A 13,359-nucleotide genomic window follows, 5' to 3' on the forward strand; every position below is an offset into this window, starting at 1 on the left:
TTCCCGGCAAAACCGCTTAGCGCTTTGCCTGGGAAAACCGCTTTGCACTCTTCCTGGAATTTGCTCTAAAACACCTGCCGCAGGATCACGAACAGCACGAAGGCGATCGCGATCGAGGCCGGCAGCGTCAGCACCCAGGCCATCAGCATGTTGCGCACGGTCGACCATTGCAGGCCGGAACCGTTCGCCGCCATGGTGCCGGCGACGCCGGACGACAGAACATGCGTGGTCGAGACCGGCAGGCCGAGATGATCGGCCGAGGCAATGGTGACCATCGCCACCACTTCGGCTGCCGCGCCCTGGCCGTAGGTCAGATGCGTCTTGCCGATCTTTTCGCCGACCGTGACGACGATCCGCTTCCAGCCCACCATCGTACCGAGGCCGAGCGCGATCGCGACCGCCACCTTCACCCAGAGCGGGATGAACTTCGTCGCATTGTCGACCGCCTTGTGGTAGTTCGTCACTGCACTGAGGTCGCCAGCGTCCATCGGCAGCAGCTTCTGCTTGTCGATCAGCTTCAGCGCCTCACCGATCAGGTAGATGTCGTTACGGACGTTGCCGACGAGATTGGTCGGCACCGCTTCCAGCGTCGGGAAGGCGGCGACTTCGGCGCTCGTCTGGTGGATATATTGCTGCAGAGCCGGCGTCGTTGCATCCGTCCAGGTCTTGTTCTTGACGGCGTTGCTGATCTCGGCCTTGTAGTCGGTGACGGTCACGCTGGGCTTCACATATTTGCCGAGCGCGGTTTCCACCTGGACCGATGCCGACTTGTAAGCCTCGAGATAGTTGACATCGGGCGTGCGGTTCAGCGCGAAAGCGGTTGGCACGAGGCCGATCAGGATGAGCATGATGAGGCCCATGCCCTTCTGGCCGTCGTTGGAACCGTGGGCGAAGCTGACGCCGGTGCAGGTGAAGATCAGGATCGCGCGGATCCAGAGCGGCGGCGGCTGGTTGCCCTTCGGTTCGTCGTAGAGTGCCTTGTTGCGCACCAGGACTTTCATAACCAGCAGAAGCACGGCGGAAAGACCGAAGCCGATCAGCGGCGAGATCAAAAGCGACAGGCCGATATTGGTCGCCTGCGACCAGTCGACGCCGCTCGTCGCCGTGCCTGCCGGCGCCAAGAACTGGTTGGCGAGGCCGACGCCGATGATCGATCCCACCAGCGTATGCGAGCTCGACGACGGCAGGCCGAGATACCAGGTGCCGAGGTTCCAGACGATCGCGGCAATTAGCAGCGCGAAGACCATGGCAAGGCCGGAACCGGAGCCGACCTGCAGGATCAGTTCCACCGGCAGCAGCGCCAGAATGCCGAAAGCGACGGCGCCGCTCGAGGTCAACACGCCGAGGAAGTTGAAGAAACCCGACCAGATGACGGCGAATTCCGCCGGCAGGGAACGCGTGTAGATGACGGTGGCTACGGCATTGGCCGTATCGTGGAAACCGTTGACGAATTCGAAGCCGAGCGCAATCAGCAGAGCAAGACCTAAGAGAATCCAGGGAACGGCAACTGCGGTTGTCAGGTCGCGGGTGAGTGCATAGGCGACATATCCGAGGCCGCAGACCAGAACGAGTGCGAATACCGGCAAGAACCATTTGCCGGATGAATTCGAACTGTGGAGCGGGTGGGAAGTGTCGCTATGAACCTGGCTGGGGGCAATATCGGCCATGGCATAGTTCCTTATTCCGTTTTGCAAATGTGCCTTTTGTTAATAATTCCGCAGCGTGAAGCTCTCATGACGTCGTAAGGCACTGACATCAGGCAATATTAGCCGTCACATGCTGTCCGCCCTACGGATGAAAATACCCCGTCGCACGCCCCACCGACCGGAATGACGGGCCGGGAGCGACAAAAACACGCGACCGGCGAATAAATGCCTTTCCGTCCGAAGCCCCGGCCCTAAGTTCGGCATCTTGACGCGGAGTCTTCGAAACATGCCATCGACCGATCTCCTCCTGACCTTCAACGCCGGCTCCTCGACCGTCAAGATCGGCATCTTCGCGATGGATGGCGCTGCGGCCCGGCGCATCGGCAAGGGTGTGATCGATTTTCGCGCCGAGCCGCTCTCGCTCGACCTGACGAAGGGATCGCAGACATTCGAGATGCCATTGAAGGCCGAAGTGACGGACGACCTGCACGGCGTCGTCGACGAGGTTTTCGCGCTTCTCGCCGATCATGTCGACATCACCGCCACACGCGCCGCTGGCCATCGCGTCGTCCATGGCGGCGACCGTTTCACGAAGGCGATCGCCCTCGACGCCGCCGCAATCGATGCCGTCGATGCGCTGACCCCGCTTGCACCCCTGCACCAGCCGCAGGCGCTGCGTTTCATCCGCGCGCTCCGGCATCTGAAACCGCATCTTGCCCAGACAGCCTCCTTCGACACTGCCTTTCATGCCACGCAGGACGATCTCGTTCGCCGCTTCGCCATTCCCCGTGCCCTGCATGACGAGGGCGTCAAGCGTTACGGCTTCCACGGCCTTTCCTACAAATTCATCGCCGCTGTGCTTGCCAGCAAGGCGCCGCGTGCAGCTAAGGCGGTGGTCGCCCATTTCGGCAGCGGCGCCAGCCTCTGCGCGCTGGATGACGGCGTCAGCCGCGATTGCAGCATGGGCTTTTCGACACTCGACGGCATTCCGATGGCGACGCGCCCCGGTTGGCTCGATGCCGGCGTCATCCTGCATCTGGCCGGTGAGAAGAAGCAATCCTTCAGGGAGATCGAAGACCTGCTCTATCACCGCTCCGGCTTGCTCGGCGTTTCCGGCATCAGCACCGATACGCGCGAGCTGTTGAAGGACGGGCAGCCGGAGGCGCGCCAGGCGATCGACCTTTTCACCCTGCGCATCGCCGGCGAGATCGGCCGCATGGCGGCAACGCTGAACGGCCTCGACACCATCGTCTTCACCGCCGGCATCGGCGAGCATCAGCCGGAGATCCGCAACGGCGTGGCGAAACGACTGTCCTGGCTCGGCCTTGCGATCGACGAAAAGGCCAATGCCGCCGGTGATTTCACGATCAGCACTGGGGAAAGCCGCATCGCCGCCCATGTCATCGCCACCGATGAGGAACAGGTCATCGCCGACGAGGCGCTGTCTATTCTTCGCAGTGACTGATCCAGATCAACGGCAATTCGGCGCCGACCGGTAGACTTGACGTTGAACAGGTTTTCGAACGGGAGAAGCCGATGGAAACGCATGTCTCGACCGCCGCTCTGACCGATGCCGAACTCACCCTCATCGACCGCTATTGGCGGGCCGCCAACTATCTCTCGGTCGGCCAGATCTACCTGCTGGCCAATCCTCTGCTGCGTGAGCCGCTGAAGGCAGAGCACATCAAACCCCGCCTGCTCGGCCATTGGGGCACGACGCCCGGCCTGAATTTCATTTATGCGCATCTGAACCGCCTCATCCGCGCCCGCGATCTCGACATCATCTACATGTGCGGCCCCGGCCATGGCGGGCCGGGCATGGTGGCCAACACCTATCTCGAAGGCACCTATAGCGAGATCTATTCCGATATTTCCGAGGATACGGAGGGCATGCGCAAGCTCTTCCGGCAATTCTCTTTCCCTGGCGGCATCCCGAGCCATGCAGCCCCCGAAACGCCGGGATCGATCCACGAGGGCGGCGAACTCGGTTATGCCCTCGTCCATGCCTATGGCGCCGCCTTCGACAATCCCGAGTTGATCGTCGCCTCGTCGTCGGCGACGGCGAGGCCGAGACCGGGCCGCTGGCTGCGAGCTGGCATTCCAACAAATTCCTCAACCCCGCCCGCGACGGCGCCGTACTGCCGATCCTGCATCTGAACGGCTACAAGATCGCCAACCCGACCATTCTCGGCCGCACTGGTCATGACGACCTCAAGTGTCTCTTCGAAGGTTATGGCTACGAACCGTTCTTCGTCGAGGGGCATGAGCCGCGCGACATGCATCAGCAGATGGCCGCAACCCTGGACAGCGTCTTCGACCGCATCCGGGAGATCCAGAGGCAAGCCCGTGACGGCAAGGCCGCTGAAGGCTGCCCGCGCTGGCCGATGATCGTGCTGCGCAGCCCGAAGGGCTGGACAGGCCCCAAGGAGGTCGACGGCAAGAAGGTGGAAGGCTTCTGGCGCGCCCACCAGGTGCCGGTCTCCAACTGCCGCGGGGATGACGGCCATCGCAAGATCCTCGAGGACTGGATGCGCGGCTATGACCCCGAAGACTTGTTCGGCGCCGACGGCCGGCTGAAACCCGAACTGCGCGCGCTGGCACCCGCCGGCGAACGCCGCATGGGCGCCAATCCGCATGCCAATGGCGGCTTGCTGCGCCGGGAGCTCGACGTTCCCGATATCAGCGACTATGCGGTCGATATCGGCAAGCGCGGCAGCGCCATGGTGCAGTCGACGGAGATTCTCGGCCATTACCTGCGCGACACGATGAAGCGCAACGCGGAGGCCGCCAACTTCCGTATCTTCGGCCCCGACGAGACGGAATCGAACCGCCTCGGCAGCGTCTTCGACGTCACCGACCGTGTCTGGATGGAGGGTATCGAGCCTTATGATGTCCACCTCTCCCGCGACGGGCGCGTTATGGAAGTGCTCTCCGAACATCTCTGCCAGGGCTGGCTGGAAGGCTACCTCTTGACCGGCCGGCACGGCCTCTTTTCCTGCTACGAGGCCTTCATCCACATCATCGATTCCATGTTCAACCAGCACGCCAAATGGCTGAAGGTGACGCGCGAACTCGAATGGCGAAAGCCGATCTCATCGCTGAATTACCTGCTGACCTCGCATGTCTGGCGTCAGGACCATAACGGCTTCAGCCATCAGGATCCCGGTTTCGTCGATCTCGTCGCCAACAAGAAGGCCGATATCGTCCGCATTTATCTGCCGCCGGATGCCAATACCCTGCTCTGGGTCGGCGACCATTGCCTGCGCACCTACGACCGCGTCAACGTCATCGTTGCCGGCAAGCAGCCGGAGCCACAATGGCTGTCGATGGATGAAGCGGCGAAACATTGCGAGGCCGGCATCGGCATCTGGCACTGGGCGGGCAACGAGGAAGACGCGACCTCCCCCGATCTCGTCATGGCCTGCGCCGGCGATGTGCCCACAATGGAGACGCTCGCCGCCGTCGACCTGCTGCGCAGGGCCATCCCGGAGCTGAAGATTCGTACCGTCAATGTCGTCGATCTGCTGGCGCTGCAATCCCGGGATCAGCATCCGCACGGCCTGACCGACGAGGCCTTCGACGCAATTTTCACATCGGACAAGCCTGTCATTTTCGCCTATCACGGCTATCCCTATCTCATTCACCGCCTGACCTACAAACGCACCAACCACCGCAACATCCACGTCCGCGGCTTCATCGAGGAGGGCACGACGACAACCCCCTTCGACATGACCGTCCTCAACCAACTCGACCGCTACCACCTCGCCATCGAAGCCATCGAGCGCGTGCCGGGCCTGAAGGAAAAGGCAAAGGAAGCACTGGCCGCCTTCCGCGGCAAGCTCGCGGAGCATCACGACTATGTCAGGGAATATGGCGAGGACATGCCGGAGGTGCGGAACTGGACGTGGCCTGCGGCGTGAGGCGAAGGCCAGGCACCGCCGGAGAAGTCCGAAGCTTTCGATATTCGCCGGGTTGGATACAGGTGTGTCTGTTTAGGCAGATCCCAACAGGTGGGCCACTGGCAATGTAATAACCGGAAACCTGGCATCATCCGATAATGATACTGCGTGGATCACAGCATTAAATGGAACCGCTTTTGATAACAGACACGCCAATCGCGCGTGGGCTGGCATTGATTATTTCAACGATGTCGGGCAAGCTTTCTTTTAAGCGTTTACTACGAATATGACTCGCAAGACATGACAATGCCTCCCCAAATATCCATAAAAATTTCCGATGTAATAGCAACTTCATTACTGGCTATTGAGGCACTATACATTATAGGCAATGTGCATTTCTATACCAACTTGGAATTATACGAGATCTACGTAAGCGGGCGCTACCGGAATTTTGAGATGATAAGCAAAAACGACAAGATGTTCGAGGCCACGGGCAAAATCATTGACTGCAACAAAGCTCCAGTGGGTAGAGCAGACATCATTGAAATGACGACGTCTTCCATCTTTTCTATAGGAACATCAATGTTTCTGGAGGTGGCTTTTAAAAAACCCGAAAATGGACATTGCGTGGACCAGATAATGTTCAGGACCATGCCCGGTTAGTTCATCAAATGATCTGCCGAAAATCGAGCACCTCGGGCGATAGAGACCGTGTGGAGCAGTCCCGGTGAGTGACTGCCGCTATACGCCTTCAAGCCGGATCTTCTCCTTTACCCGCCAGACCCGCGGCGTTTCTCCGGTATATTTGAGGAAGAAGCGCGAGAAATAGGCGGGGTCGGCAAAGCCGAGCCGAAACCCGATCTCCTGGACGCTGCCAAGCGTAAAAACGAGCTGGCGTTTCGCCTCTTCGATGAGTTTTCCGGCGAGCAATTCATGGGGGGTATTGCCGGTCATCGACCGGACGATACGGGTAAGATGCGTCGGCGAAACGCCAAGCTCCCTGGCGTAGAAGGAAGCGGGCTTGTGCGATCGGAAATGGCGCTGAATGAGTTCGTTCAGCATTCCCAGCCGCCGCTCATTCTCGTCGGGCGGAAGCTCGCGCGTGTTACCCTGATCGGAAATCCTCGCTGTCAGCCTGAGCGCCAAGGCGACATAGGCAGCTAATACCTCGTTGCGGCCGCTGCGCCGGTTTTCGAATTCGTCGCCCAGCCGCCGCAATGTCTGCATGACATAGGCTGCCTCGACATTCTCAGGATCGAGCGGCGTCAGATGCGGTGCCGCCAGCCATTCGCCGAGCTGGCTTTTATCGCCGAGCGGATGGCCGAGATGCGATCTCAACAGGGTGATCACCAGGCCGTCGACATCGCGTGAAAAGCGAAAACCGTGATTGAGCCCAGGCGGCACGGTGATGATTGCCGGCGGCCGGAGGGCATGGCTCCTTTCGCCGAAAATCGCATCGCCCGAACCGCCCTCGATGTACAATATCTGAAAGAAACTTTCGTGGCGGTGCAGACGAATTTCCCATTGATGCAGGCTGCTGCGGGAGCGAATTGTTTCGCAATGCAACCAAAAATCCAGCCCTCGCCTGGTATTTTCGCCGTAGAGTTCATAGGTAGGAACATGTCTGCTCATGGGGCTCCTCCCGCACCAATGTTCGATTAGTGCAATTTTTAGGCTGGGATGTCCATTGCTGCGACGAGGGCGGCACGGCAGAATCTGACAAAACGCAAAAATGCAAGGAGGAAGCATTTGCGAACTCAGGTCGCCATTATCGGTTCAGGTCCATCCGGCCTGCTGCTCGGCCAGCTTCTGACCGAAGCCGGCATCGACAATGTCATTGTCGATCGCGTCAACAAGGATTACATCCTCGGCAGGGTTCGCGCCGGCGTTCTCGAGGAAGGCACCGTCGGGCTGCTGGATCAAGCCAAGTCAGGCGCGAGGCTGCATGCCGAAGGCCTGCCGCATGACGGTTTCTCACTGGCCTTCGACGGCCGCGACCATCGCATCGACCTGCACGAATTGACTGGCGGCAGGCGCGTCACCGTCTACGGACAGACGGAAGTGACGCGCGATCTCATGGAACGGCGCGAAGCGAGCGGCTCCCCATCGATCTACGATGCCGCCAACGTCACGCCGCATGATTTCGACGGCCACTCTCCCTTCGTCACTTATACCAAGGACGGTGCTACGCAACGCATCGATTGCGACTTCATCGCCGGCTGCGACGGCTTTCACGGCGCGAGCCGCAAGGCCGTGCCCGAAAAGGCGATCCGGAGTTTCGAAAAGGTCTATCCCTTCGGCTGGCTGGGCGTCCTTGCCGACGTGGCGCCGGTCAGCCATGAACTGATCTACGCCAACCATCCCAGAGGCTTTGCGCTCTGTTCGATGCGCTCGGCCACCCGCAGCCGCTACTACATCCAATGCACGCTCGACGAGAAGATCGAGGACTGGAGCGACGATCGCTTCTGGGACGATCTGCGAAGGCGTCTGCCGGCGCATCACGCCGAGGCATTGACGACTGCGCCGTCCTTCGAGAAATCCATCGCTCCGCTGCGCTCCTTCGTCGCCGAACCGATGCGTTTCGGCCGGCTCTTCCTTGTCGGCGACGCCGCCCATATCGTCCCGCCGACTGGCGCCAAGGGGTTGAACCTTGCAGCCAGCGACGTCCACTACCTTTACTCCGGGCTGGTCGAACATTACCGCGAACGCTCGAATAGCGGCATCGACGCCTATTCGCAGAAGGCGCTCGCCCGGGTGTGGAAGGCCGTACGGTTTTCCTGGTGGATGACGACGATGATGCACCGTTTTCCCGATACCGGTGATTTCGAACAGAAGATCCAAGAGGCCGAACTCGACTATCTCACCCATTCCCGCGCCGCCTCGACGGTGCTCGCGGAAAACTATGTGGGATTGCCATTCTGACGGGGAGATTGGCGACGGATGCAAGCCACATTGAACACGGAGCTGGCCGTCCATTGTTTCCGCTCCAGTTCATAACAGTGTGAACATGAATTCCGGGATACGTCGTGGCTGAGGTCGACGATCTCTTGGGAAAACTCGGACTGGCTTCACTGACGCATCGCAAGGTCAATGAGATTGCCTATGGTCAGCAGCGGCTTCTCGAGATCGCCGTGGCGCTGGCGCTGAGACCGAAGGTGCTGCTGCTCGACGAGCCGGCAGCCGGCGTGCCGCAGAGCGATACCGGTCGCATCGAGCAGGCGCTCGCCGATCTCCCCACCGATCTCGCCGTGCTGATGATCGAACACGACGTGGATCTTGTCTTCCGTTTTGCGAAACGCGTCATCGTGCTTACGTCAGGCGCAATCATCTTCGATGGCCGGCCTGAAGACGTCACCAGGGATGTGCGCGTGCGCGAGGCCTATCTCGGGAGCTATGCCAATGCCAGCCATATCGCTTGAGGTCGAAAATCTGTCGGCCGGATATGGGCCGACACGCGTGCTCGAAGGTATTTCCCTCTCCGTGCCGGCAGGAGCCCGGCTCGCCGTATTCGGCCGCAACGGCATGGGCAAGACCACGCTGCTCGCAACGCTCGCCGGCCAGACCAGGCGATACCAGGGCAGTATCCGCCTCGGCGGTTCGGATGTCACCACGGCACCGAGCGCAACACGGGCGCATAAGGGCCTGGGATATGTGCCGCAGACGCGCTGCGTCTTCCCGACGCTGACGGTCGAAGAGAACCTTTTCGTCGGCTTGAAGACGCGGCCGGAGACGCGTTGGAGGAAGCCTATGCCATGTTCCCGCGACTGAAGGAGCGCCGCCGCAACCTCGGCAGCCAGCTCTCCGGCGGCGAGCAGCAGATGCTCTCCACCGCCCGCACCATTCTCGGCCGCCCCTCCGTTCTGCCGCTCGACGAGCCGCTGGAAGGCCTCGCCCCCGTTGTCCGCGAGGAATTGATGGCTGCCTTTGCCGAACTCGCCAAGACAGGAGACATGACCATCCTCCTGGTCGAACAGCGTATCCAGAGCGCGCTCGATTTCGCCGATCAGGTCGTCATTCTCGAACGAGGCAGACTGGCCTGGACGGGAACGCCGGAGAGCCTCACCAGGGATCACGAGGTCGTCGAGAGCCTGCTCGGGGTCGGCGGACTGCATTGACGCAGAGATCGGCAGAACTGCGGACCTGCCGATCAACTCCCTTTCACCCAGTATATCGTCATGATGACGTCATCACCTGCCTGTCATTATTGGACTGTCTGAAAGGTTTCTGCAGGCCAAATCGATGCATCGCCAGAAGAGGCGGGGAACATCCTGATCAACGAAACGGCATCCGCGCAGGACAGCGCATACAATCGTCATTGATAGTCACGATCGACGTCGATGCCGATCCCTTTACTTGGATGCCTGGGCTGCAGCCAACCGATTCTGTTGGATTTGACGTTCGGAATCGACCCTACACTCTATGAATTCCGTTGCCAGACACCCGATAGGGTTGCATAGTTGAACACAACATTACACGGGGGATAGAAATGGCAAACCACAAGCCGGTCGCAGGCGACGTATACCAGCCTATTTTCAACATCGACAACCCGATCGACGGCAACATCCTGGACAGCACCAGTTCCACGGATGCCGACGGCGATCGGGTGCGCCTCAACTTCGTAAACGGACAGCGAATTCCGCAGCCGGCCGATCCGGATGGGCCTGCCACAACGACGACGATCGAGGGAAAATACGGCACGCTGACCGTCTATTCCAACGGCAACTACACCTACGAACTCGATCACATCAACCCGGTGGTGGCGGCGCTCGGCCCGGGAGATCAACTCGTCGATCAGTTCAATTTCAAGATCTCGGACGGCAAAGGCGCCACCGACTTCGGCCTGCTCAATATCGCGGTCGACCTGCCGGAGCGCGGCGACGTCTTCGTCAATTTCGAGGATGTCGGCACCCACGACTTCCCCACGGGCTACAAAGGCTTCGATTGGGGCGCCTGGCACGATGGTGACGACGCAACGATACACAAGGAAGCCGACGGCAACCATTATCTGTCGGGTGGCGTGTTCTGGACACCCATCCAGGCCGCCGATGGCGGCGCCTTCCAGCTTGAGCAATTCAGTGTCGCCAACGGCACGTCGGACTATGACAACGTTCTGACGATCGAAGGTAGGCTGAACGGCGATACCGTATTCTTGGTCACGGTCAACATCACCGCCGACAGCATTCATGACCCGCAAGTGATCGATCTCAGCACCTACGGCGCAATCGACTATCTCGTGCTCGACACCGAGCCCGTCATCACCGAAACGAGCGGCCCGGACTATTACGGCGCGCAATACGACAACTTCCATTTCATTGTTTGATGGATCGGGAAAGGGCATCGTATCGCCGAAAACTTGCATCTTTTCCGAGCACGTCCTGCAGCGGCTATCCGGTACCAATTTCTTGCGATAGCTGATCGACCTCAGCCTTGCTAGCATTGGATCGTCCGAGGGGGGACGATTATGCTGGGATGGAGGAAATGATGCAGTCAGTCGGAATCATCAGGTTAGCGGCGCTCATGTTCTCGCTGGCCGTATGGGCTATTATTATCGCTACCTCATACCATCTTTGGACGACGAAGATGCCGATATTGCTTTTGGCGCTCTACAGATAGTGTCCTCGGCATTGGCGGAAATTCTGCAGATCAGAGCTGGCCGCGCGATCGCCGGAACCGGCTCGAAATCGAGCCGCAAAAATCGCTCATTCTGCAATTGAGGAGATGGTAGCGGAGGAGGGATTTGAACCCCCGACACAAGGATTATGATTCCTCTGCTCTGACCTACTGAGCTACTCCGCCACTGGTCAACGATACCTGCTCGCGAAGCGATGCCGGTTCGTGGGATGAGCGGCTTATAAGGTGCGCTTCGGCTTTGTGTCAAGCGCATGATCGAGAAAAACGGTGGGCTTTGTGGGGCGCCGTTTCCTATAGCTTTCAGGCGGCGACGGGGCTGGCCAAAAGCGCCTTCAGCGAGGCTTCCGCCGAAGGCTCGCGCTCGGAGCGCTCGATGAAGCCGCCGCCGAAGACGCGGGCGTTATCACCGGGGGCGGAATAAAGCGCGCAGGCCTGGCCGGGCGCGATGCCCGCCTCGCCGACCGTCAGGTCGACATAGGTGCCGGTCGCATCGACATGCAGCACGGCGGGTGCCGGCGCCCTCGTCGAGCGGACCTTGGCGTAGCAGGCAAAGCCTTTGCCGGAAGCCGCTCCCGCAAGCGTTTCATCGCCCAGCCAGTTGACGTCTCGGAGATAGACGCGGTGCGTCTCCAGTGCCTCTTTCGGCCCGACGATCACGCGGCGCGAGCGGGCGTCGAGAAAGACGACGTAGAGCGGCTCGCCGGTGGCGATGCCGATGCCGCGGCGCTGGCCGATCGTGAAATGCAGGATGCCCTCATGGGTACCGAGCACGCGACCGTCGAGATGGACGATCTCGCCAGCAAGCGCCGCATTCGGCTTCAGCTTGGTGATGATGTCGGAATATTTGCCCTGCGGCACGAAGCAGATGTCCTGGCTGTCGGCCTTCTTGGCGACGACGAGGCCCATTTCCTCGGCAAGCCTGCGGGTCTCGGCCTTCGGCAGGCCGCCCAAGGGAAAGCGCAGATAATCGATCTGTTCCTGCGTCGTGGCGAAGAGGAAATAGCTTTGGTCGCGGTCGGCATCGGCCGGGCGGAACAGCGCGCGGCGGCCGGGGCTTTCCGGCGAAGGGTTCCGGGCCGAACGGATATAGTGGCCGGTCGCCAGCGCATCGGCGCCGAGCTCCTTGGCCGTCGCCAGCAGGTCGGCAAATTTGACGGTCTGGTTGCAGGACACGCAGGGGATCGGCGTTTCGCCCGCCACATAGCTTTCGGCGAAGGGATTGATCACCGTCTCGCGAAAGCGCTTCTCGTAATCGAGCACGTAATGCGGGATGCCGAGCGTTTCGCAGACGCGGCGCGCATCGTCGATATCCTGGCCGGCGCAGCAGGAGCCGGCACGGTGAACGGCGGCGCCATGATCGTAAAGCTGCAGCGTAATGCCGAGCACATCGTAACCCTGCTGTTTGAGGAGGCCGGCGACGACGGATGAATCGACGCCGCCCGACATGGCGACGACGACGCGGGTCTCTTCCGGCTTCTTGTCAAAATCCAGTGTGTTCAACGATGTGCCAATTCTGCTCGGGTCACGATCCGCCCTTGCGCTGCAATTGCGGCGGATTTGCTGATCTCCGGCGGGATCGGCCGCCGTGTCTCGATGAGGGACCGATATAGAAAGGATTGCCTCTGGACGCAAGGGGCGGGCCTTCGGACGGCCGATAGTTTCGCATTCCCAGTTGAAAAGAGGGCGCAGCCGAAGCCGCGCCTTGGTAAAGCGGGGGGTGCGGCTCAGGTGCCGATCAGCTTGTTACAGGCGAATGCGATGCCCGGATTGGCGATGATGGCAGTCACGAGCGCCAGTCCGATCACCGAGAATGAATAGCGTTTCATATGCATCCTCCTTCCAGCCCGCGACAATTATGAGGGTTCGGCCGTCGTTCTCAAAATAACGAATGCTTGATGGCGCCCGACAACCGCCGCCGAAGGCAGCGATCCTCTATGCCTGTCCATGCTGGGGGCCTCCATCTGCTCGCCTTCAGCAAAGGGGAAGTTCGGGGGCGGCTCATGCCGACTCCAGACAGAATATCGGAAAAATTAAATAAAATCAGCCTCATAATCGAGGCTAAATCTTAAGCTTCCATCGGCGAAATGAGCAAAGCGGCAAGCTGCGATCATGATTCTGGCTTCCAAAAAATAATGGGGCGCCATGGAACAATTCCACCGATTGTGCGTTGCCGGGCTACATCG

At 60.2% G+C, this 13,359-nt stretch carries 7 protein-coding genes, 1 tRNA gene and 3 pseudogenes; 7 read left to right on the top strand and 4 right to left on the bottom strand.

Features of this window, described 5'->3' with window-relative positions:
• Positions 1–65: 65 nt before the first annotated feature.
• Positions 66–1,667, bottom strand: coding sequence for an inorganic phosphate transporter (locus tag QMO82_RS18880; protein ID WP_183609631.1), 1,602 nt, complete (start codon positions 1,665–1,667; stop codon positions 66–68).
• 265 nt (positions 1,668–1,932) lie between these two features.
• Here QMO82_RS18880 and QMO82_RS18885 point away from each other — a divergent pair, with 265 nt between their 5' ends.
• The 3 genes and pseudogenes from QMO82_RS18885 (at position 1,933) to QMO82_RS18895 (ending at position 6,208) form a co-directional block, all read left to right on the top strand.
• Positions 1,933–3,111, top strand: a complete 1,179-nt coding sequence (locus tag QMO82_RS18885; protein WP_183609630.1) for an acetate/propionate family kinase — start codon at positions 1,933–1,935, stop codon at positions 3,109–3,111.
• A 71-nt stretch (positions 3,112–3,182) separates the two neighbouring features.
• A pseudogene (locus QMO82_RS18890) lies at positions 3,183–5,566 on the top strand (phosphoketolase).
• A 279-nt stretch (positions 5,567–5,845) separates the two neighbouring features.
• On the top strand, positions 5,846–6,208 hold the full coding sequence (locus tag QMO82_RS18895) for a hypothetical protein (RefSeq protein WP_183609629.1): 363 nt from the start codon (positions 5,846–5,848) through the stop codon (positions 6,206–6,208).
• 78 nt (positions 6,209–6,286) lie between these two features.
• Here QMO82_RS18895 and QMO82_RS18900 read toward each other — a convergent pair whose 3' ends face one another.
• Positions 6,287–7,177, bottom strand: coding sequence for a helix-turn-helix domain-containing protein (locus QMO82_RS18900; protein ID WP_183609628.1), 891 nt, complete (start codon positions 7,175–7,177; stop codon positions 6,287–6,289).
• A gap of 117 nt (positions 7,178–7,294) precedes the next feature.
• Here QMO82_RS18900 and pobA point away from each other — a divergent pair, with 117 nt between their 5' ends.
• The 4 genes and pseudogenes from pobA to QMO82_RS18920 all read left to right on the top strand — a co-directional run bounded on the left by pobA (position 7,295) and on the right by QMO82_RS18920 (position 10,865).
• The gene (gene pobA, locus QMO82_RS18905) at positions 7,295–8,467 is read left to right on the top strand and encodes a 4-hydroxybenzoate 3-monooxygenase (protein ID WP_183609627.1); all 1,173 of its coding nucleotides are present in this window, start codon (positions 7,295–7,297) and stop codon (positions 8,465–8,467) included.
• Between the two features lie 101 nt (positions 8,468–8,568).
• Positions 8,569–8,964 (top strand): annotated as a pseudogene (locus QMO82_RS18910) (ATP-binding cassette domain-containing protein); the annotation flags it as partial.
• Positions 8,945–9,660, top strand: a pseudogene (locus QMO82_RS18915) (ABC transporter ATP-binding protein). The pseudogenes QMO82_RS18910 and QMO82_RS18915, both read left to right, overlap by 20 nt.
• Positions 9,661–10,025: 365 nt before the next feature.
• Positions 10,026–10,865 (top strand): VCBS domain-containing protein, encoded by an 840-nt coding sequence (locus QMO82_RS18920; protein WP_272783968.1) that lies wholly within the window; start codon positions 10,026–10,028, stop codon positions 10,863–10,865.
• A gap of 399 nt (positions 10,866–11,264) precedes the next feature.
• Here QMO82_RS18920 and QMO82_RS18925 read toward each other — a convergent pair.
• Positions 11,265–11,341 (bottom strand) — tRNA-Met (locus tag QMO82_RS18925).
• 135 nt (positions 11,342–11,476) lie between these two features.
• Positions 11,477–12,676 carry a tRNA 2-thiouridine(34) synthase MnmA gene (gene mnmA, locus QMO82_RS18930; protein WP_183609625.1) on the bottom strand — a complete coding sequence of 400 codons (1,200 nt, stop codon included), beginning with the start codon at positions 12,674–12,676 and terminating at the stop codon, positions 11,477–11,479.
• Positions 12,677–13,359: the final 683 nt, after the last annotated feature.

It is taken from the genome of Rhizobium sp. BT04, assembly GCF_030053135.1.
GTDB lineage: Bacteria > Pseudomonadota > Alphaproteobacteria > Rhizobiales > Rhizobiaceae > Rhizobium > Rhizobium binxianense.

Coding starts and splice junctions, on each gene's coding strand:
- QMO82_RS18880 (WP_183609631.1), bottom strand. CDS start 1,667: ATGGCCGATATTGCCCCCAGCCAGGTTCATAGCGACACTTCCCACCCG.
- QMO82_RS18885 (WP_183609630.1), top strand. CDS start 1,933: ATGCCATCGACCGATCTCCTCCTGACCTTCAACGCCGGCTCCTCGACC.
- QMO82_RS18895 (WP_183609629.1), top strand. CDS start 5,846: ATGACAATGCCTCCCCAAATATCCATAAAAATTTCCGATGTAATAGCA.
- QMO82_RS18900 (WP_183609628.1), bottom strand. CDS start 7,177: ATGAGCAGACATGTTCCTACCTATGAACTCTACGGCGAAAATACCAGG.